Annotated in this window: 22 protein-coding genes; 13 read left to right on the top strand and 9 right to left on the bottom strand. The window is 63.4% G+C overall.

All coding sequences use genetic code 11. The features are described from left to right. Positions 1-11 precede the first annotated feature (11 nt). Genes rpsD through rplQ form a run of 3 tightly spaced genes read left to right on the top strand, consistent with a single transcriptional unit; the run spans position 12 to position 2068 of the window. On the top strand, positions 12-632 hold the full coding sequence (rpsD, locus tag ASB58_RS18975) for a 30S ribosomal protein S4 (RefSeq protein WP_083728621.1): 621 nt from the start codon (positions 12-14) through the stop codon (positions 630-632). Between the two features lie 27 nt (positions 633-659). Continuing rightward, on the top strand, positions 660-1661 hold the full coding sequence (locus tag ASB58_RS18970) for a DNA-directed RNA polymerase subunit alpha (protein WP_083728620.1): 1002 nt from the start codon (positions 660-662) through the stop codon (positions 1659-1661). 26 nt (positions 1662-1687) lie between these two features. Beyond that, positions 1688-2068, top strand: coding sequence for a 50S ribosomal protein L17 (gene rplQ / locus ASB58_RS18965; RefSeq protein ID WP_083728619.1), 381 nt, complete (start codon positions 1688-1690; stop codon positions 2066-2068). A 116-nt stretch (positions 2069-2184) separates the two neighbouring features. Here rplQ and uvrA read toward each other — a convergent pair whose 3' ends face one another. Further along, entirely contained in the window at positions 2185-5019 is a 2835-nt protein-coding gene (uvrA, locus tag ASB58_RS18960; RefSeq protein ID WP_096006249.1) for an excinuclease ABC subunit UvrA, read from the bottom strand. A gap of 139 nt (positions 5020-5158) precedes the next feature. On the opposite strand from uvrA, the gene ASB58_RS18955 reads away from it, so the two are divergent. The 4 genes from ASB58_RS18955 to ASB58_RS18940 all read left to right on the top strand — a co-directional run bounded on the left by ASB58_RS18955 (position 5159) and on the right by ASB58_RS18940 (position 8832). Further along, positions 5159-6529, top strand: coding sequence for an MFS transporter (locus ASB58_RS18955; protein ID WP_096006248.1), 1371 nt, complete (start codon positions 5159-5161; stop codon positions 6527-6529). Between the two features lie 25 nt (positions 6530-6554). After that, positions 6555-7043: a single-stranded DNA-binding protein gene (gene ssb / locus ASB58_RS18950; RefSeq protein WP_083728616.1), complete on the top strand. Its 489-nt coding sequence runs from the start codon at positions 6555-6557 to the stop codon at positions 7041-7043. A 145-nt stretch (positions 7044-7188) separates the two neighbouring features. Further along, complete coding sequence (locus ASB58_RS18945; protein WP_096006247.1) at positions 7189-7866, top strand: histidine phosphatase family protein; 678 nt, start codon at positions 7189-7191, stop codon at positions 7864-7866. A gap of 90 nt (positions 7867-7956) precedes the next feature. Further along, a complete protein-coding gene (locus ASB58_RS18940) occupies positions 7957-8832 on the top strand; it encodes a sugar nucleotide-binding protein (protein ID WP_118131988.1) in 876 nt (291 codons plus the stop codon). Positions 8833-8925: 93 nt separating this feature from the next. Here the strand turns inward: ASB58_RS18940 and ASB58_RS18935 are convergent, their stop codons facing one another. After that, a complete protein-coding gene (locus ASB58_RS18935) occupies positions 8926-9618 on the bottom strand; it encodes an OmpW/AlkL family protein (protein WP_096006260.1) in 693 nt (230 codons plus the stop codon). Positions 9619-9812: 194 nt separating this feature from the next. Here ASB58_RS18935 and ASB58_RS18930 point away from each other — a divergent pair, with 194 nt between their 5' ends. From ASB58_RS18930 to ASB58_RS18905, 6 genes are read left to right on the top strand one after another with little or no spacing between them, the layout of a single operon-like run. Beyond that, on the top strand, positions 9813-10574 hold the full coding sequence (locus ASB58_RS18930; protein WP_118131987.1) for a DUF3450 domain-containing protein: 762 nt from the start codon (positions 9813-9815) through the stop codon (positions 10572-10574). Next, positions 10571-11914: a MotA/TolQ/ExbB proton channel family protein gene (locus ASB58_RS18925; protein ID WP_118131986.1), complete on the top strand. Its 1344-nt coding sequence runs from the start codon at positions 10571-10573 to the stop codon at positions 11912-11914. The genes ASB58_RS18930 and ASB58_RS18925 overlap by 4 nt, the downstream gene beginning before the upstream one ends. Continuing rightward, positions 11907-12422, top strand: coding sequence for a MotA/TolQ/ExbB proton channel family protein (locus ASB58_RS18920; RefSeq protein WP_235827340.1), 516 nt, complete (start codon positions 11907-11909; stop codon positions 12420-12422). The genes ASB58_RS18925 and ASB58_RS18920 overlap by 8 nt, the downstream gene beginning before the upstream one ends. Before the next feature lie 11 nt (positions 12423-12433). Beyond that, the gene (locus tag ASB58_RS18915) at positions 12434-12844 is read left to right on the top strand and encodes an ExbD/TolR family protein (RefSeq protein ID WP_096006243.1); all 411 of its coding nucleotides are present in this window, start codon (positions 12434-12436) and stop codon (positions 12842-12844) included. Next, positions 12844-13521: an energy transducer TonB gene (locus ASB58_RS18910; protein ID WP_118131985.1), complete on the top strand. Its 678-nt coding sequence runs from the start codon at positions 12844-12846 to the stop codon at positions 13519-13521. The genes ASB58_RS18915 and ASB58_RS18910 overlap by 1 nt, the downstream gene beginning before the upstream one ends. Beyond that, the gene (locus ASB58_RS18905; RefSeq protein ID WP_118131984.1) at positions 13521-14606 is read left to right on the top strand and encodes a tetratricopeptide repeat protein; all 1086 of its coding nucleotides are present in this window, start codon (positions 13521-13523) and stop codon (positions 14604-14606) included. Before ASB58_RS18910 ends, ASB58_RS18905 begins: the two co-directional genes overlap by 1 nt. Here the strand turns inward: ASB58_RS18905 and ASB58_RS18900 are convergent. The 7 genes from ASB58_RS18900 to ASB58_RS18870 form a co-directional block, all read right to left on the bottom strand. After that, the gene (locus ASB58_RS18900) at positions 14596-15102 is read right to left on the bottom strand and encodes a DUF3299 domain-containing protein (RefSeq protein ID WP_118131983.1); all 507 of its coding nucleotides are present in this window, start codon (positions 15100-15102) and stop codon (positions 14596-14598) included. The two genes, ASB58_RS18905 and ASB58_RS18900, sit on opposite strands and share 11 nt — an antisense overlap. Before the next feature lie 15 nt (positions 15103-15117). Continuing rightward, entirely contained in the window at positions 15118-16380 is a 1263-nt protein-coding gene (locus ASB58_RS18895; RefSeq protein ID WP_118131982.1) for an ABC transporter permease, read from the bottom strand. Further along, positions 16380-17090, bottom strand: coding sequence for an ABC transporter ATP-binding protein (locus ASB58_RS18890; protein ID WP_118131981.1), 711 nt, complete (start codon positions 17088-17090; stop codon positions 16380-16382). Before ASB58_RS18890 ends, ASB58_RS18895 begins: the two co-directional genes overlap by 1 nt. Before the next feature lie 8 nt (positions 17091-17098). After that, a complete protein-coding gene (locus tag ASB58_RS18885) occupies positions 17099-17764 on the bottom strand; it encodes a DUF2796 domain-containing protein (protein ID WP_118131980.1) in 666 nt (221 codons plus the stop codon). A gap of 112 nt (positions 17765-17876) precedes the next feature. Next, the gene (locus ASB58_RS18880; RefSeq protein WP_118131979.1) at positions 17877-18758 is read right to left on the bottom strand and encodes a tetratricopeptide repeat protein; all 882 of its coding nucleotides are present in this window, start codon (positions 18756-18758) and stop codon (positions 17877-17879) included. 33 nt (positions 18759-18791) lie between these two features. Continuing rightward, positions 18792-19463, bottom strand: a complete 672-nt coding sequence (locus ASB58_RS18875) for a class I SAM-dependent methyltransferase (RefSeq protein ID WP_118131978.1) — start codon at positions 19461-19463, stop codon at positions 18792-18794. A gap of 14 nt (positions 19464-19477) precedes the next feature. Next, the gene (locus tag ASB58_RS18870; RefSeq protein ID WP_165771325.1) at positions 19478-20416 is read right to left on the bottom strand and encodes a LysR family transcriptional regulator; all 939 of its coding nucleotides are present in this window, start codon (positions 20414-20416) and stop codon (positions 19478-19480) included. Positions 20417-20478 lie beyond the last annotated feature (62 nt).

Below are 20478 nucleotides of genomic sequence, written 5' to 3'. Positions count from 1 at the left end.
GAGACGGTAAAATGGCTCGTTATATTGGTCCCAAGTGCAAGCTGTCTCGTCGCGAAGGTACTGACCTGTTCCTGAAAAGCGGCGTGCGCGCTCTCGACTCCAAGTGCAAACTGGAAACTCCTCCGGGTGTTCACGGCCAACGCCGTGGTCGTCTTTCAGAATACGGTACTCAGCTGCGTGAAAAGCAGAAGGTCCGTCGTATGTATGGCGTTCTCGAGCGTCAGTTCAGCAACTACTACAAGGAAGCTGCCCGCCTGAAGGGTGCTACCGGTGAGAACCTGCTGCAACTGCTGGAGCGTCGTCTGGACAACGTCGTTTATCGCATGGGCTTTGGTGCTACTCGCGCTGAAGCACGTCAGCTGGTGTCGCACAAGTCGATCAGCGTCAACGGCAAGACCGTCAACATTGCGTCTTACTCGGTAGCCCCGGGCGACGTGGTCGCTGTTCGCGAGAAAGCCAAGAACCAGCTGCGCATCAACAGCGCTCTGGAACAGGCTGCTCAGCGTGGCGGTGCAGAGTGGGTTGAAGTTGATAGCGCCAAGAAAGAAGGCGTTTTCAAGAGCATCCCCGCTCGCAGCGATCTGTATGCCGACATCAACGAAAACCTGATCGTCGAGCTGTACTCCAAGTAAGCGACAGACAGCATAAAGGTGCCCCACATGCAGAGTTCGGTTACCGAGTTTCTAACTCCGCGTCATATCGACGTACAGGAAACTTCGCCCACGCGCGCCAAGATCACTCTTGAGCCGCTGGAGCGTGGTTTCGGTCATACCCTGGGCAATGCGCTGCGTCGCATTCTGCTCTCGTCCATGCCCGGCTGCGCCGTGGTAGAGGCCGAAATCGATGGCGTTTTGCACGAGTACAGCGCTATCGAAGGCGTCCAGGAAGATGTCATCGAGATCCTGCTCAACCTGAAAGGGTTGGCGATCAACATGCACGGTCGCGACCAGGTAACCCTGAACCTTTCCAAGAAAGGCCCGGGCGTTGTCACCGCTGCCGACATTCAGCTCGACCACGAAGTCGAAATCGTTAATCCGGACCACGTGATTGCCACGCTGTCCGACAACGGCGAGCTGACCATGAAGCTGACCGTGGCCCGTGGCCGCGGTTATGAGCCGGCCGACGCGCGTCAGTCCGATGAGGACGAAACGCGCTCCATTGGCCGTCTGCAGCTGGACGCCACTTACACTCCTGTTCGCCGTGTGGCTTACGTGGTGGAAAGTGCGCGGGTCGAGCAGCGTACCAACCTGGACAAACTGGTTATCGACCTGGAGACCAACGGTACTCTGGATCCGGAAGAAGCTATTCGCCGCGCTGCAACTATTCTGCAGCAGCAGCTGGCCGCTTTCGTTGATCTGAAGGGTGACCAGGAGCCGGTTGTCGAGCAGCAGGAAGACGAGATCGATCCGATTCTGCTGCGTCCGGTGGACGACCTTGAGCTGACTGTCCGTTCGGCCAACTGCTTGAAGGCTGAAAATATTTACTACATTGGCGATCTGATCCAGCGTACCGAAGTAGAGCTGCTGAAGACCCCGAACCTGGGTAAGAAGTCCCTGACCGAGATCAAGGACGTTCTGGCTTCGCGTGGTCTGTCTCTGGGTATGCGTCTGGACAACTGGCCGCCTGCAAGCTTGAAGAAGGACGACAAGGTTTCGGCCTGATCGTCTTGACACCGAGGAATTGAGAGATGCGTCATCGTAAAAGTGGTCGTCACCTGAGTCGCACCAGCGCACACCGCAAGGCCATGTTCCAGAACATGGCAGTGTCGCTGTTCGAAAACGAACTGATCAAAACTACTCTGCCGAAAGCCAAGGAACTGCGTCGCGTCGCCGAGCCGCTGATCACCCTGGCCAAGGAAGACACCGTAGCCAACCGTCGTCTGGCGTTTGACCGTACTCGTAGCAAAGCTGCGGTCGGCAAACTGTTCAACGACCTGGGCAAGCGCTATGCAACCCGTCCGGGTGGCTATGTGCGCATTCTGAAGTGCGGTTTCCGCGCTGGCGATGCTGCCCCGATGGCTTACGTTGAGCTGGTTGACCGCCCTGAAGCGGCTGCAGCTGACGAGTAAGTTAGTCAGGCACGACAAGAAAACCGGCTTAGGCCGGTTTTTTTGTGTCTGCGATTTGGTGCTGGATGTGCCGAATGAAGTGAGGAGCCGCCGTGGGGCGGCTCCTCTATTCGATATCAGTCGCGGTCGCGCTCTAGCAGCGGGCCAAGAAAGCGCCCGGTGTGAGAGGCTGCCTCGGCCGCGATCTGCTCCGGCGTACCGGCGGCGATGATCTGACCGCCACCAGAGCCGCCCTCTGGGCCGAGGTCGACAATCCAGTCTGCAGTCTTGATGACGTCTAGGTTGTGCTCGATCACCACGACGGTGTTGCCGTGGTCACGCAGGCGGTGCAGCACATCCAGTAGCTGCTGGATATCCGCGAAGTGCAAGCCGGTAGTCGGCTCATCGAGAATGTAGAGGGTCTTGCCGGTGTCGCGCTTGGAGAGCTCGCGGGCCAGCTTCACGCGCTGGGCTTCACCGCCAGACAGCGTGGTTGCTGACTGTCCCAGGCGGATATACGACAGGCCGACATCCATCAGGGTCTGCAGCTTGCGAGCGAGTGCCGGGACCGCATCAAAAAAGTCACGGGCTTCCTCGATGGTCATCTCCAGCACTTCGTGGATGTTCTTGCCCTTGTACTTGATCTCCAGCGTCTCGCGGTTGTAACGCTTGCTCTTGCAGACATCGCAAGGCACGTAAATGTCTGGCAGGAAGTGCATCTCCACCTTGATCAGGCCGTCGCCCTGGCAGGCTTCGCACCGTCCGCCCTTAACGTTGAAAGAGAAGCGGCCTGCCTTGTAGCCGCGTGAGCGGGCTTCCTGCGTGCCGGCGAACAGTTCGCGAATTGGAGTGAACAAGCCGGTGTAGGTGGCGGGGTTGGAGCGCGGGGTGCGGCCGATCGGGCTCTGGTCGATGTCGACCACCTTGTCCAGGTGCTGCAGGCCGTCAAAGCTGCCGTAAGGCGCCGTTTCCAGCGTAGTGGCGCCGTTCAGTGCGGTGGCGGTGATCGGGAACAGGGTGTTGTTGATCAGCGTCGACTTGCCCGACCCTGACACGCCGGTAACGCAGGTCAGCAGTCCGACCGGAATCTCTAGGTTGACCTTCTGCAGATTGTTTCCGCAGGCGCCCTTGAGGCGCAGCCACTCGTTCTTGCGCAGTGGTGTGCGCTCGGCGGGTACGGCGATTTTTACCTTGCCGGACAGGTATTTGCCGGTCAGCGAGGCGGGGTCGTCCATCACCTGCTGCGCCGTGCCGTGGGATACAACCCGGCCACCGTGTACGCCGGCGCCGGGGCCGATGTCGACGACGTAATCGGCCAGCCGAATAGCGTCCTCGTCATGCTCTACCACAATCACGGTGTTACCCAGGTCGCGCAAATGAACCAGGGTCGCGAGCAGGCGCTCGTTATCGCGCTGGTGCAGGCCGATGGACGGCTCGTCGAGGATGTACATGACGCCGACCAGTCCCGCGCCGATCTGGCTGGCCAGGCGAATGCGCTGGGCCTCGCCGCCGGACAGGGTGTCGGCGCTGCGATCCAGGGTCAGATAGTCGAGGCCGACGTTGACCAGGAACATCAGGCGTGCCCGGATTTCCTTGAGGATCTTCTCGGCGATTTCGCCGCGGCTGCCTTCCAGGGTGAGGTGCTCGAAGTACGCTGCGGCCGCGCCGACGGGCAAGGTAGTCAGGCCCGGCAGGTTGCGATTGTCGATCATGACGTGGCGTGCTTCGCGGCGCAGTCGTGTGCCGTGACAGTCCGGACAGGGCTGGGTGCTCAGGTACTTGGCCAGTTCTTCGCGCACGCTTTGGGATTCGGTTTCCCGGTAGCGCCGCTCCAGATTGGGCACGATGCCCTCGAATGGATGCTCGCGCTGGACTACATCGCCACGGTCGTTGAGGTAGCGGAAGGGGACCTTGTCATTGCCGGTGCCTTGCAGGATCAGCTTGCGGTGCTCGTCCGGTATCTGGTCGAAGGGCATGTCCAGGTCGATGCCGTAGTGCTCGGCTAGCGAGCTGAGCATCTGGAAGTAATAGACGTTGCGTCTGTCCCAACCGCGAATGGCGCCCTCGGCCAGCGTCAGCTCGCCGTTGACCAGACGCCGGGCATCGAAGAACTGCTTTACGCCCAGGCCGTCACAGGTGGGACAGGCGCCCGCGGGGTTGTTGAAGGAGAACAGCCGCGGTTCCAGCTCGCTGATCGAATGCCCGCACTCGGGGCAGGCGAAGCGGGCGCTGAAGGTGACTTCTTCGCCGTCTTCGCCATCCATCGGCGCGATAATGGCGATGCCGTCGGCAAGGCCGATGGCGGTTTCGAAGGACTCGGCCAGCCGCTGCTGCAGGTCGGCGCGCACCTTGAAGCGGTCAACCACCACTTCGATGGTGTGCTTGCGCTTTTTGTCCAGCGCCGGTGCTTCATCCAGATCATGGATGCGGCCGTCGATGCGTGCGCGGACGAAGCCCTGGGCGCGCAGTTCGTCGATCAGTGCCAGGTGCTCGCCCTTGCGTTCGCGTAGCACCGGTGCCAGCAGCATCAGCTTACTGCCCTCGGGCATCGCCAAAACCTGGTCGACCATCTGGCTGATGGTCTGCGCCGCCAGCGGCAGGTTGTGGTCTGGGCACATCGGGGTGCCGACGCGGGCAAACAGCAGGCGCAGGTAGTCGTAAATCTCAGTGATGGTGCCGACGGTGGAACGCGGGTTGTGCGACGTCGACTTCTGCTCGATGGAGATCGCCGGGGACAACCCTTCGATATGGTCGACATCGGGCTTTTCCATCATCGATAGAAACTGCCGCGCGTAGGCGGACAGTGACTCGACGTAGCGGCGTTGACCCTCTGCGTAGAGGGTGTCGAACGCCAGTGACGACTTGCCTGAGCCGGACAGTCCGGTGATCACGATCAGCTTGTCGCGTGGCAGATCAAGGTCGACGTTCTTCAGGTTGTGCGTGCGTGCACCCCGTATCTGGATGGTATCCACAGTACTCTCACCTCGCGGCCGACAAAGCAGACAAGTATACGTGTTGCGCCGGTCCGGCGGCAAAGTGGCGCAACCGGGCGGTGTGCGTCCCGAGATGGGGGCAGGCATGGTAATATCCGCGCTTTTACCCGGAGCTGTCATGCATCAGGTTGACTCCATGAGCCCCCAGGAACGCCGCGCTTCCGTTTCGCTGGCACTGGTCTTTGCCTTCCGTATGCTTGGCCTGTTCATGGTGTTGCCGGTACTGGCGACCTGGGGGCAGCAGCTGCAGGGCGCCACACCCTTTCTGATTGGTATGGCGATTGGCGCCTACGGGTTGACTCAGGCGTTTCTGCAGATTCCCTTCGGCATGCTCTCGGACCGCGTTGGGCGCAAGCCGGTGATTGTCTTTGGTCTACTGCTGTTTGCCGCTGGCGGACTGGTTGCGGCGGGAGCCGACAGCATCACCCAGGTGATCGCCGGGCGCGTGCTGCAGGGCGCCGGCGCGATTGCCGCCGCAGTGATGGCGCTGGTGGCCGACTCCACGCGCGAGCAGCATCGCACCAAGGCAATGGCGATGATCGGCATGAGCATTGGTCTGGCCTTTGCCGTGGCCATGGTCGCCGGGCCGGTGGTCGCACGGGTGGCGGGGCTCAGTGGCGTCTTTCTGTCGACCTCGGCTCTGGCGCTGGTCGGTATCGTACTGGTGATATTGGCGGTGCCCACGCCTCGTCATACGCAACCGCACCGCGACGCTGGGGTTGTGCGGGGCGCATTGTGGCCTGCGCTGGCCAATGGGCAACTGCTGCGGCTGAATTACGGTATTGCCTGTCTGCACGCCATCCTGATGGCGACCTTTCTGGCCATCCCGCTGGCTCTGCAACAGCAGGCGGGGTTGGCCAAGGAAGAGCACTGGTGGGTCTATCTGGCCGCGCTGCTGCTGTCCTTCTTCGGCATGGTGCCCTTTATCATTTATGCCGAGCGGCAACGGCAAATGAAGCGCGTGATGCTCGGTGCGGTGGCGGTGCTCGCCCTGGTACAGCCGCTGTTCTGGTTGAGCCAGCACAGTCTGCCCTGGCTGGTGGCGGCGATTATTCTATTCTTTGTCGGTTTCAACTTGCTGGAAGCGACCCTGCCGTCGCTGCTTAGCAAGATTGCGCCGGCTGGCGGCAAGGGCACGGCGATGGGGGTTTATTCGACCAGCCAGTTTGCCGGCGCGGCGCTGGGCGGCATGTTCGGCGGCTGGCTGTTTGCGCAGTTCGGACTGAGCGGCGTCTTCGTCGGTTGCGCGCTGCTGGCGCTGTCGTGGCTGGTCATTGGTGGTACCATGCGCGAACCGCCTTATGTGACCAGTTATCGCCTGGCGTTGTCCCCCGCCTGTCTTGACGATGCCGCGCTGGCCACCCGCCTGCAGGCCGTTGCAGGTGTGACCGAAGTCGTGATTGTTGCCGAGGAGGCAGCAGCCTACTTGAAAGTGGACGCTAAGATATTGGATCGTGAGGCACTTAACCGGGTCGCAGCACCCGTTTGATCACCAGGTACAGCAGGAGAATGGCATGGCCAGAGGCGTAAACAAGGTAATTTTGATCGGTAATGTCGGTGGTGATCCGGAAGTGCGCTATCTGCCCAACGGTAATGCCGTGGCCAACGTGACGCTGGCCACCAGCGACAGCTGGAAGGACAAGCAGACCGGCCAGATGCAGGAGCGCACCGAATGGCACCGCGTGGTGTTTTTCGGTCGTATCGCCGAGGTAGTTGGCGAATACGCGCGCAAGGGCTCCAAGCTCTATATCGAGGGACGCCTGCAGACCCGCGAGTGGGAGAAGGACGGCGTCAAGCGTTACACCACCGAAGTGGTTGTCGACATGGGTGGCCAGATGCAGCTGCTGGACAGCCGTCAGGGCGGTGGTGGTGAGCAGGGCATGGGCCAGTCCCGTCCGCAGCGTCCGGCACCGCAGTCCCAGCCGGCCGCTCAGCCGCAACAGCAGGCGCCGCAGCAGTCGGCACCGGATTACGACAGCTTTGATGATGACATTCCGTTCTAAAATGTAGCTGTCGCCGCAACCCGGCATGACCTAGGATCTTGCATCCCCGGTCTGCCGGGTTTTTTTGTGGCTCGTGAGAGGTCCTGCGTCGGTGTCGATGCCGGGCTGCGGGTTGTCCAGTTACTCCAGCTCGGGGATTTTCAGCATGTCAGAAGTCTATTTCGTTCGTCACGGTCAGGCGTCCTTCGGTAGTGACAACTACGATCAACTATCGGAAAAAGGTCACCTGCAGGCCCGTCTGCTGGGCGAGTACTTTGCCAGCCAGCAGATGCAGTTTGATCATATTCTGACCGGCGACATGGTGCGCCACCGCGAGACCGCCGAGGGCATCTGCGCCGGTATGGGCATTGAGCCGACGGGCTTTCAGGTCTTTGCCGAACTCAACGAGTTTGACTTTCACTCCATCCTGCATGCCTTTCTGGCCCAGCACCCTGAGCAGGCGCTGCCGGAAAAACCGGCCGTGGCGGATTTCTTCAAGCGTCTCAAGCAGGGCATTGTGCTTTGGTCAGAGGGCGAGCTGGAAGGCGACTTGCCGGAAACCTGGGCCGAGTTCGAGCAGCGTATTCTCACTGCGCGTGAGCACATTATGAACAACTTCAAGGGTAGCCGTGTGCTGGCTGTCAGCTCCGGTGGCGCGATTGCCATGCTGGTGCGTCAGTTGTTGGAGGCGCCGAGCAAGACCATGGTCGAGCTGAACCTGCAGACGCGCAATACCGGGCTGATTCATTGTGTATTCAACCAGCGGGCAATGCGTCTTGCGGGCTTCAACGCGGTTCCGCATCTGGACAGTCCGCAGCGCCGTGAGTTGATCACCTACACCTGAGCAGCTGCGGAGTTCGCATGTGACAGGTGACGGCGGTGGCATAAAGGCTGCACAATATTTGCCTGTTTCTGATTCAAGGATCATCAAGGCATGCGAATGCGGGTGTTGCTGCTGGGCAAGACGTCCCTGCTAGGTCAGGCGTTGGTTACTCAGGCGGCGCAAGACGATATCGAGTTTCTGCTGGTGGATGAACCGCCAGTCAGCTGGGAGCCGGGGCAGGTAGCCGGCTGGCTCGACGCATTGCAGCCAGACGCAGTACTGGACCTGAGTTTTTACCATCAGCAGTTTCAGGTGCTGGATCCGGCCCCGGAGGGCCTGGAGGCCGAGCGCGTGTTTGTCCGCGAGCTAGTGGCCCAGTGCGCCGACCGGGATCTGCTGCTGTATCGGCTGTCCAGTACGCGGGTGTTTGACGGTGTGAAAGAGCAGGCCTACACCGAAAAGGATCCGCTGACACCCATTGGTGCCCACGGCGCGCTGCAGGCCGAGCTGGACCAATTGCTGCAGGGGCAGTGTCGACGTCATCTGCTGCTGCGCTTCAGTTGGGTGCTGGATAGCTCGCCCGAGGGCATGCTGCAGCGGCTGGTCACGCAGTTATTGGCCGGCGACAGCGTTTCCCTGGCGGAGGAGTGGCGGGGCACCCCCACACCGCTGGAGGATATGGCGCGCGTGGTGCTGGCCGGACTCAAGCAGCTGGACTGCGGTAGCGAGCTGTATGGCTGTTACCACTATGCCAGTGCCGAGGTCGCCAGCTGGATCAGTTTTGCCCGTACCCTGGCGCAGGAGCTGGTGCTGGATGGACAGCTGGCGCGCGAGCCGGTCATCGAGCCTGTTTCTTTCGATAGTCAGCCTGCGGCGGCGCTGGAGCCGCGCAATGCTGTGCTCAGCGGCCGGCGTCTGCTCTATGTGTTTGGCATCAAGCCGCGGACCTGGCGTGTCAGTCTCACGGCATTGCTGGGCTCGCACTGAGCAGCGGTCCGCTTTTTTGTCTGACCCTGAATAAAAAATCCCCCGAGACCACGTAGGCCCCAGGGGGAAGTGCAGCCGTGAGTGAGGGTCTGCTTAAAACTTGTAGCCCAAGCCGACCATGTAGACCATCGGGTCGATGTCGACATCCACAGAGACCTTGGTCGGACCTGCGTAGGTTGTGCCGGTGGTTTCGATGTCGATGTAGCGGATCTGGGCGTTCAGCATCAGCTTGTCGCTCAGCATGTAGTCCATACCCAGCTGCGCCGCCAGACCCCATGAGTCATCCAGTTCCAGGCCGCTGAAGCCTGCTGCTTCTGCTTCGCTGCTCAGCTTGTCATCGAACATCCAGGTGTAGTTGATGCCCAGGCCCGCGTACGGTTGGAAGGCGGAGCTGCTGGCCATCGGGTAGTACAGGACGCTGACAGTCGGCGGCAGGTGCTTGGTGGAGCCCAGCTCCAGGCCGCCCAGTCCTTTGGTGCCGATGTCGTGCTCGAACGGAGTGGCAGCCAGCACTTCAACAGCCCAGTTGTCGGACAGCATGTACGCCAGGTTCAGACCCAGTTGGGTGTCGCTGTTGAGGGTGGCGGCAGTGCCGGCCTGCGGTACACCGCCGACCTTGACGCGGCTGCTATCCTCTTTCGGGTCAACGGTAACGGCACCGGCGCGAACGATGATGTCGCCTGCCTGGTGGGCCTGAGCGGTTACCGAAACGGCCAGCAGGACGGGGGCGAAGAGCGCTGCGAGGCCGAGGCGGGATGCAAAAGCGGACATGTTCAGTCTCCTAATGTGTTGGACAGTTGCTACTCTACGGCCTGCCCTGGATCGGACTATTGATCTGGAGCAAGTGCCGGGCACGGGTGGGTGCGGCAGGCTGCCACACCCAGATTGAGAGCGCGGTTGCAGACACTTTAGTATAAAGATGATAATCATTCTCTTTTTTGACGGGCTGGTCAGGCCAGCCTTCGCCGGGGGAACAGCGAATGAAAGCAGTTTGGCTGGTCGCGTTGCTGGCCGTGCCGCTCAGCCTGCAGGCGCAGCAGGCGTTGCAGCAGGCGCAGCAGGAAAGTCGTGAACTGACCGCCGAGGCGGTTGCCACGCAGCAACGCATCGATAACCTTGATGACGCCGCCCGAGCCGCGTTGGAGGAGTACACCCAGGCTCAGGATCAGGCGCTGGCGCTGAACGAGTACAGCGAGCGCCTGCAGTTGATGGTGGAGGCGCAGGGGCAGGAGCTGACCAGTCTGCAGCAGCAGATCGACAGTCTGGCGGACACCCAGCGCGAGATGCTGCCGCTGATCCGCCGCATGATCGAGTCACTGGAGGCCTTTGTCGCGCTGGATATGCCGTTTCTGCTGGATGAGCGTGAGGACCGCATTGCCCGCTTGCAGGACCTGCTGATCGACCCCGAAATCAGCGTGGCCGAGCTCTACCGGCGGGTGCTGGAGGCTTACCAGATTGAGAGCGACTATGGTCGCACTCTGGAGGCCTGGCGCGGCCAGTTGCCAGCCGGCGAACAGGCGCGAGTGGTCGAGTTCTTGCGCATTGGCCGGCTGATGCTCTTTTATCAAAGCCTTGATGGTCAGGAACAGGGTTACTGGGATACTGCCGCTGGCAGTTGGCAGGCGCTGCCGGCCAGCTATCGCCGCCCCCTGAGCGATGGCATTGCCATTGCCCGCAACGAGCAGTCGCCACAGCTGTTGCGCTTGCCCATGCCGCCAGTCAGCACGGAGGTAGCCCAATGAAAGCTCGCTTCTGGGTACTGATGCTCTGTTGCCTGGCGCCGCTGGCGCAGGCCCAGTCTTTCGACAAGCAGGCGCTGCTGGAGCAGATTCGCGAAACCCGCAGTACCGAACAGGCCGCCATGCGCGAGCGTGAGCAACGCTTCCTGCGTGAGCGCAATCAGCAGCAGGCGCGCCTCTCGCAGGCGCGGGCCGAGCTGACAAGCGCGCAGGCCCGCGCCGACGAGCTGGATGCGCTCTTCAAGGCGCAAAGCGAACAGCTGTCGCAACTGCGTCAGGAACTGACCGAGCGCAGCGGCAATCTTGGAGAGCTATTCGGCGTGGTGCGTCAGGGCGCTGGCGATACCCTCAGTCAATGGCAGGATTCCCTGCTTAACGCCCGTTACCCGGAACGCCAGCGCGAGCTGGAAGCCTTGTCGCAAAGCAGCCGCATCCCCAGTGTCGAGGTGCTGGAGCAATTCTGGTACCGGCTACAGCAGGACATGAACGCCAGCGGTGAAGTGGCGCGCTTTAGCGCACCGCTGATCGACCGTCAGGGTAACCAGCAGGCGCAGCCCGTTGTTGCGGTCGGGCCTTTTGTTGCGGTTGCCGGCGATGAATATCTGCTGTATCAGGCCGACAGCCAGGCGTTGCAGGTGGCAGCACGTCAACCCGATGGCGTGGGCCTGCTGGCGGACTTTCTCGCGCCCCGCGAGGCGGTGGCCGATATCGCCATCGATCCGGCGCGCGGTCAGGTCATCGAGCAGCTGCAGCGCACCCCGGACCTGCTGACCCGTCTGTCCCAGGGCGGCATTGTCGGCTATGTCATTGTGGCTCTGGGGGCGTTGGGCATAGTGCTGGCGCTGGCGCGGCTGGCTTGGTTGCAGCTGGTGCAGCGCCGGGTTGACCGGCAGATTGCGGACCTCGACCAGTTGACCGACAGCAACCCGCTGGGCCGTGTGCTGAGCGTGATTGGCAGCCGTCCGCGGCTGGAAGAACTGGATACCCTGGAACTCAAGCTGGACGAGGCCATCCTGCGCGAAACGCCTGCGCTGGAGCGCTGGCAGGGGCTGATCAAGCTGCTGGCCGCAGTGGCGCCACTGCTGGGGCTGCTGGGGACGGTGACGGGCATGATCGCCACCTTCCAGGCGATCACCCAATATGGCACCGGCGATCCGAAGATGATGGCCGATGGTATCTCGCAGGCGCTGGTCACCACGGTGCTCGGGTTGGTGGCGGCTATTCCGCTGCTGTTCCTGCACAGCCTGGTGGTGGCGCGCAGCAAGGCGTTGATCCAGTTGCTGGAACAGCAGAGCGCCGGGCTGATTGCCCTGCACCTTGGCGGGGAGCGGCGCAGTGACTGAGGTCCTGTGGCGGCTGCCGGACTTTCTCGACAGCGGTGGCTGGGTGCTGTGGACCATTCTTGGCGCCACCGTGCTGCTGTGGACGCTGATGCTGGAGCGGCTGTGGTATCTGTCACTGGTGTTTCCGCGTCGCGCCGAGGGCTATTGCAACGGCTGGCAGGCGCGCAGCGAACGGCGCAGCGCTGCCGCGCGGCATATTCGCAGCGCATGGCTGGCGCAGGCGCAGGCGCAGCTCAACCGCTATCTGCCGATGGTGCGGGTACTGATTGCGCTGTGCCCGCTGTTGGGGTTGCTGGGCACGGTTAGCGGCATGATTCAGGTATTCGATGTGATGGCTATCAGCGGCAACGGCAACCCGCGCGCAATGGCGGCAGGGGTGTCCCGTGCCACGGTGCCGACCATGGCCGGCATGGTGATTGCCATCAGTGGCCTGTTTTGTCTAGCGCGACTCGATCAGCAGTCGCGGCGAGCGCTGCAGCGGTTGTCCGACCGCCTGCAGCACGATTAGGAGAAATTGCGATGCGCATGCGCAGGCACCACGCCAACGCCGATGACGAGGCCGGCATCGACCTTACGCCGATGCTGGATATCGTCTTCATCATGCTGATCTTTTTTATTGTTACCAGCTCCTTCGTCAAGGAAACCGGCATCGACATCGAGCGGCCGTCGGCCGACAGTGCCGTCGACAAGCCCAAGGGCACCATTTTGATTGCGGTCAGTGCCGACGGGGAAATCTGGATGGACCACAAGCCGGTGGATATTCGCGCCGTGCGGGCGGCGGTCGAGCGCATGCGCGCTGACCAGCCGGACAGCACAGTGGTGGTGCAGGCCGATACCGACGCACGTACCGGGTTGGTTATCCGGGTGATGGATCAGGCGCGGCTGGCCGGGGTCGAGGATGTTGCCCTGGCCGCCACGGCGGGGCCCTGATGCGGCTGCTGGGCAGTTTTGTCGGCGCGCTGCTGGTAGCGCTGCTGCTGTTTGGGTTGATGCTGGCGCTGATCATGCCGGCCAATGATCCGCCACCGCAGCCGTCGGAACTGTTGCGCGTGGGCGTCGCCCGCAGCGTGCAGGATAGCCGCACTGAGCCGGCCGATCCGTTGCAGCCGCCGGAGCGCCCGACGCCGCCAGAGCAGCCGCCCGAGGTTGCGCCGCAGCCGCAGGTAACCCCGCAGGTTCCGGCGCTGGATCTCAATATCGATGTGCCGCAGCTCAATACCCGCATCGATATGGGCGCGGCGCCCGCGTTGCCGCCATTGCAGGCCGCTGCCCAGCCGGCGCCGGCACCCAGCCCGCCAGCGCCGGTCAGTGCGCCGCCACCGGGCAGCGCCGAGGAAGTCACCCCGCTGGTGGACATTCCGCCGGGGTATCCGCGCCGGGCGCTGGCGGCCGGTATCGAGGGGCAGGTGACCTTGCAGTTCACCGTCAACGCCGAAGGGCGGGTAGAGAACATTCGCATACTCAGCGCCGAGCCGCCCGGGGTGTTCGAGCGCGCAGCGCGCCGAGCGGTCAGTCGCTGGCGCTTCGCGCCGCGCCGGGAGAACGGCGTGGCGGTCTCACGCGAGGTGAGCAAGACCATGAACTTCCGTCTGGAGGGTCGCCGCTGATGCTGCGCTGGTTACTGCTGCTGTGCCTGTTGAGCGCCCCCGCGCTGGCCGAGGAAATTGACGCTGAGGTGTACGTTGCCATTCAAGCCGCCACCGATGCCGAGGCGGCGGGCGATCTGGGCAAGGCGCGCGAGGCGCTGGAGCAGGCGCTGCCACAGGCTGAAAGCGGGACTCTGGAGCGCGCGCTGGTCGCCCAGCGGCTGGCGTACCTAGCGATCGCTGCCCAACGCAACGCAGCGGCCATCGACTGGCTGCGCGAGGCGCTGGCTCAGCAGCAGCTGGACGAGGCGGCGGCGCTGCAGGACCGGCAGAATCTGGCTCGCCTGCTGATGCAGGAGCAGCGCTACCCAGAGGCGGTCAAGGAGCTGGAAGCCTTGCCGCGCTCGGATAACAATCGTCAGCTGTTGGTGCAGGCTTACCGTCAGTTGGGGCAATTCCGCAAGGCCATTCCGCTGGCCGAGCAGGTGGTGCGCGCGAACCCGCAGGCGGATGACATCTGGTACCGCCTGCTGGTGGGTATGAACTATGAGCTGGAGCGGTTTGATCAGGCGGTGCGCTGGCAGCAGGCGCTGTTGCAGCGTGCGCCCGAGAGTGTCGATAACTGGCGTCAGCTGGCGAGCATGCAGAGTCTGGCTGGCGAGCAGGTGGCGGCCGCTGCGACCCTGCGACTGGCGCGGGAGGCGGGGATTGCACTGGCTACCACCGATCTCGAGAACCTGGTCGCCCTGCATGCGCAGAGTGGCGCCCCCTGGCAGGCGGCGCGCCTGATGCAGGCGTTGCTGGATGAGGGCCTGCTGAGCAGCAGCGCGGATCGTTTGCGCCGTCTTGCCTATCTGTGGCAAACCGCGCGTGATCATGAGCGCGCCCTGGCCGCTTGGGAGCGGGTGGCACGTAGTGGCAACAGCGCTGACCGCTTGCAGCTGGCGTGGCTGCAATACCAGCAGCGTCAGTGGCAGGCAGCGCTGATTACCTTGCAGGCGGTGCAGCCGGCTGACGCCAGTCAGCGACGCCAATTGCAAAGCCTGAAGCAGGCGGCCGAGGCTGCGCTTGCCAGGTCTGAATCCGGCTCAGCGCCTAGTAGCTGAACTCTTCGATTTCCTGCGCTTCCAGGCGGTAGCCGGCGCTGGCCAGCTCGCTGCTGCTTTGCTCCACATGCATGATCCCGCTGATCCAGTAGGGGACGTAGGTGGCTTCCAGCGCAACGCCAATCTCGCTGTTGACCAGCACGATCTGGTTGGATGGCGGCGGCGGTACGTGAATGCAGGCGCCGAAGTAGGGCACCAGCAAGAACTCGGTCACCCGCTGGTTGGGGTCTACGCTCAGCGGCACGATGTAGCCCGGAAGTTTGACCTCCTGGCCGTCCAGCGCGGCGACGGTGGGCGCGTTGGTCATGCTTTGCATCAGCGGATTGCTGGCCGCCTGGTCCTCTGAGGTCAGGCCGTCGTGTTGCGCCTGGGGCATGCCGTAAAGGTGCTCACTGCCTGCGGGCACCAGGTCGTCCCAGCTGAGTTCTCGGGCGGCCCAGGCCGGCAGGGTCAGCAGCAGACTCAGGCACAGGGCAAACAGACGAATCAGATACATCGGTGGTCTCGGTGATTACAGGCGGATGGACAGGCCGTCCAAGAGCGCCTGGCGGTAGGCGCGCCACGCCGGGATGCAGCCCATCAGCAGGCTGGCGGCCAGGATGCCGGCCAACAACTGCAGTTCGCTGCGGGTCGGCCAAGCCAGCGGCAGAAACAGGCCATACTGCTGTTCCAGCCAGGGGCGGGCCACGGCCATGCCAGCATACAACAGTGCCAGACCCAGCGCGATGCCGGCCAGGGTCAGGCTGACCGCCTCCAGCACCAGCAGGCTGAAAATATGCAACGGCCGGGCACCCACCGAGCGCAGCACGGCCATCTCCCGGCGGCGCTCATTCAGGCCGCTGAGAATTGCCGTCAGCATGCCGACCAGCCCGGTCAGTACCACGAAGACCGACACCAGCAGCAGCGCCTTTTCGGCCACGCTTAACAGGCTCCACAACTCCTGCAGGGCAACGCCGGGCAGGATGGCCAGCAGCGGCTCGCCGCTGAATTCATTGATTTTCCGCTGCAGCGTAAAGGTGTCGATACGCCGCTCCAGCCCAAGCATGAAGGCGGTAATGGCGGTCGGTGTCAGGTCCAGCTGGCGCGCCTGCTCGGCGCTGATCTTGCCCGCGCCCCGCGCCGGCATGCCCTGCTGCCAGTCGACATGCAGCGCTTCCATGCCTTCCAGGCTGATATGGATGGTGCGGTCTACCGGCGTGCCGGTCTTGGCCAGGATGCCAACCACCCGGAAGGGCTTGTCCGCGTGCTTGACGAAGCTCACCGCGCCGGCGCCGTGGGCCAGCACCAGCTCGGTGCCCAACTGGTAGCCCAGCTCGCGGGCAATATCGGCGCCGACTACGGCATCGTAAAGGTCGCTGAAGCGCTTTCCCTGGCTCAGCGTCAGCGCCTGGTCACGGCCAAAGCGGTAGTGGTCGAAGTAGGCCTGACTGGTCCCCAGCACCCGAAAACCGCGGTGCGAGTCGCCCAATGACAGCGGAATGGCCCATTTGACCTGAGGCTGACTGCTGATCTGCTCAAAGCTGTCCCAGCGAATGTTGTTGGTGGCATTGCCGATGCGGAACACCGAATACAGCAGCAGTTGAACCGAGCCGGAGCGGGCGCCGACAATCAGGTCGGTGCCGCTGACCGTGCAGGCAAAGCTGGCGCGGGCCTCGGTGCGCACGCGCTCGACCGACAGCAGCAGGGTGACGCTAAGAGCGATGGCGATCATCGTCAGCAGGGCGGAAAAGCGGCGGTTGGCCAGGCTTTGCAGGGCAAGACGCAACAGGTACATCAGAGTGTCTCCGGCTTGCTGGCGCGGTTGAGCTCGGCCACTGACAGGGCGCGATCAAAGCGGGTTGCCAGGCTGGTGTCGTGACTGACAAACAGCAGGCTGCTGCCCATCTGCTCGCACTCATCGAACAACAGCTTGAGAAAAGCGTCGCGACTGTCGGCATCCAGCGCCGAGGTGGGCTCGTCGGCGATCACCAGCTCGGGGCTGCCGATCAGCGCTCGGGCGGCGGCCACCCGCTGCTGCTGGCCGATCGACAGGGCACCGGCGCTGCGCTGATGCAGGGTGGCGTCGCTCAGGCCCAGCTCGCGCAGCAGGTGTTCGGCGGCGCTATCCAGATTCGGCTGCTGGCGCAGGGCGCGTTCACGCCGCAGGGCGGAGAAGCGACAGGGCAGGGTGACGTTGTCCAGCACCGAGAGGTAGGGCAGCAGGTTGAACTGCTGGAACAGGTAACCGGTGTGGTCGGCGCGAAAGCGGTCTCGGCGCAGCGAAGACAGCTGGCGCAGTGACTGGCCCAGCAGGCTGATGGCGCCCTGCTGTGGCTGGTGCACGCCGCCGAGCAGGCCCAGCAGGGTGGTCTTGCCGCTGCCGGACGGCCCCTTGAGAAACAGGCGCTCGCCTGCCTCCAGGCTGAAGGCCGGGATATCCAGCAGTACGGGCTGGCCCGGCCAGGCAAACTGCAGGTCGGTGACCTGCAGCAGTGGTGTGGTCATCGCTTGATTCAGTCCAGTGACAAGGTGGGTTGGTCGGCGGTCAGCACGGCGCCGTGCTGGCCGCTGGCGGTGATGGCCTGCACCTGAATGCGCTGCATCGCCGGGAAGTCATTGAACAACGGGAGAGTCAGGGCTTCAAGTTGCTCGGGGGCATCGCAGACATAATCAAAGCGGCCTTCGATGTCCGTATGCTCGCCGTGTTCGTGTTCGTGTTCGTGCTCATCTGCATCATGGTGATCATGCTCGTCATGGTCATGGTCATGGTCATGGTCATGGTCATGGTCATGATCCTCGTGCTCGTGCTCGTGCTCGTGCTCGTGCTCGTCATGGTCATGCGCAGCAAACAGCGGGCTGTCCAGCTCGACCTGCTGCAGCTGGCAGTCGGCGGCGGCCGTCAGAGTGAACAGGCCATCGGCCTGCTCGAGCGCTGCCTTGACGCGGGCAACGGTCGCGCGGTCTTCGTCCGTGCTGGGCTGATACTCAAAGCCAACCAGGTTGGCGGCCGGGCTATCCAGCTCCAGGCTGACCTGATTGCCGTCGACCACCAGATTCAGGCTGGCAACGCCATGTTCATGGGCATCCAGGCTGCCGTGCTGGTGGTGGTCGTGGTCATCGGCGAGCAGGGGCTGGCTGAAAGGCAGGGCAAGGCTGAGGGCGAGCAGGGTGCGGCGCATGACAAGACTCCGGCTGAAATAAGAAAACGTTATCTTATTTCATTTTCCTGTTGTGGCAACCCTGTATTCACTCGGGCGCCCCTCGCGAGGCGCTACATCAAGGAAGTACTGATCAGTAGAGCGCCTGGTACAGCTTGCGGCGGTACTGCACGGTGAGCGGGTGGTCGCCGCCCAACACGTCAAAAACCTGCAGCAGGGTTTTCTGCGCGGCGCCGTCACCCCAGCTGCGGTCGCGTTGCAGCAGGTCAAGCAGGGCGGCCAGTGCCGGTTCGCTGGCGCCGGCGGTCAGGTCCAGCAGGGCCAGTTGATAGCGGGCTTCGCTGTCGTTTGCATCGGCGTCAAGGCGGGCCTGCAGGGTGTCACGCGGCGCAAAGTCGGTGGTCTGACGGGCAAAGCTGAGCTGCGCCTTGAGTGCGTTCAGCGTCTGCTTGTGGCTGTCTTTCTGCTGTACGGCATTGATGACCTTGTCGGCGTCATCGAGTTGACCGTCGGCCAGTAGGGCGCGGGCCAGCAGCAGGAGCAGGTTGTCGTCGGTCTCATCCTGCAGCGCTGGCTGCAACAGGGCAATCGCCTCCTGCGCCTGGCCGGCGTCGATCAGCGCCTGGGCCTGGCTTGCCAGGTCGCCTTCTGGGGCGCTTTCTTCTTCGGCCTGCGGTTCGGCAACGTGCGGGGCCAGCAGTTCGCGGATGGCGCTCTCGGTCTGGATGCCGGCAAAGCCCTCGACGGGCTGGCCGTCCTTGAACAGCACTACGGTGGGCAGGCTGCGAATGCCAAAGCGCTCGGTCAAGCCGACCTCGACGTCGCAGTTGACCTTGGCCAGCAGCAGCTCGCCCTGATAGCTGTCGACAATCTTCTCCAGCACCGGAAACAGCGCCTTGCAGGGCGCGCACCAGTCGGCCCAGAAGTCGACCAGCACCGGCTTGTGGAAGGAGTTCTCCAGCACATAGCGGTCGAAGGTATCGGTGGTGGCGTCAAACAGGTAGGGCGAGGACATAAGGCGATTCCGCAGCGAGTGTGGGGGACTGTTTTATATGGGGGCGCTGGCGCCGGGGTCAAGCCTGTAGAGGCTAACGTCGCGAAACTCCAGCGGCTCGCCCAGATCAGGCCAGGTCTGGCCTGGCAGGATGGCGCTGCGCTGGTAGCGCGGGTGCACCAGGTCGCGCACCCGTGAATCGGCGATTAGCACCTGCCTGGCGCGGCTGGCAAAGTGCTCCAGCAGTGGCCGGTTCTCGACGTCGTAGAGCACGTCGGCGGCGATCAGCAGGTCGATGTCGCCCGCCACGGCAAAGTAATCGTCGGACAGGGTCAGACGCAGGTCATTGAGGCGCGCATTCAACGCGCAGGCCAGCAACGCCGGCTCGTCGAGATCGCAGGCGATGACTTCACCGGCGCCCGCCAGGCGGCATGCCAGGGCGACCACGCCGGACCCCGAACCAAAATCCACCACCCGCTTGCCGCGGACCTCGGCCGGGTTATCCAGCACCCAGCGCGCCAGCGCCAGCCCGCTACCCCAGCAGAAGCCCCAGTAGGGCGGGTGCTCCAGCAGGCGACGGGTTTCCTCGGCGGCAAAGGCGCGGTCCAGGTTGGCCGGGTCCAGCAGCCAGAGTTCCAGCTCGGGCAGGCCGGGCACTCGGGTCGGCGTCAGCTGGGCATCGGGCAATACCTGATGGAGGGCGTCGGTGAGTGTCTGCAGCGTCATGGCAAGGCTCCTGGTCAGGAGGGCATTGTAACGGCAAGCGGGTGCCTGGGTGTCAGCGGGATGTCGGCCAGACGGCTGCGCAGAAACTCGATCAGCGCGCGGGTCGCCAGGGTGGGGTAGAGGTTGGGCGCGGTGAGCAGGTACAGGTGATCGCCCCAGGCATCCACCCGGGCGCGATACTGCGGCAGGACGACCTGCAGCTGGCCGCTCTCCAGCTCATCGCGGACCGCATAGTACGGCAGTAGTGCGCAGCCCAGACCCTGCTGCGCGGCGCGGCGCAGAAACAGCATGTCTTCGGTCTGCAGGCGCGGACGCAGGGTCAGCACCTGGCGATGGCGACCGTCCGACAGCTCCAGCGGCAGACGCAGGTCGGCCACCTTGACGCTGACCATGGCGCAGCGCAGCAGATCTTCGGGTTGTTGCGGTGCGCCGACCCGGCTCAGGTAGGCCGGGCTGGCGCACAGCACCCAGTCGATGGGCCCCAGGTCGCGGGCAACCAGGGTATCGGGCGGGGTGTTGGTGACGCGGATCGCCAGGTCGATCTCTTCGGCGACCAGATCAAAGATGCGGTTGCTGAAAGTCAGCTGCAGGCTGACATCCGGGTAGGCCTCGGCAAACTCCAGTAGCAGCGGCCCAAGCACCTGTTGCCCGAGCGCTGAGGGCACGCTCAGGCGCAGATGGCCGCGCAGATTGCGCCCAAGGTTGTCCACCGTCGACTGCAGTGCGCTCAACTCCTGGCTGATGCGCGCGGCATGCTCGTACATGGCCCAGCCGATCTGGGTCGGCTCGATACGCCGGGTGGTGCGGCGCAGCAGCTGCACTTCAAGGTCCTGCTCCAGCGCTTTCAGCCGTCGGCTGACGTGTGAGCGCGAGGTGCCGAGCCGGCGGGCGGCGCCGCTCATGCTGCCGGCCTCGACGATGGCGCTGAAGTACTGCAGGGTCTTGATGTCCATATTGTTGCCTATTGGTAAACAGTTTGGGCTTATTCGCGGACATTGTAGTGCAGATGAGGGGC

Source organism: Pseudomonas abyssi (genome assembly GCF_003444685.1).
Classification (GTDB): Bacteria; Pseudomonadota; Gammaproteobacteria; order Pseudomonadales; family Pseudomonadaceae; genus Halopseudomonas; species Halopseudomonas abyssi.
This window is presented reverse-complemented; position numbering and strand designations above follow the sequence as displayed.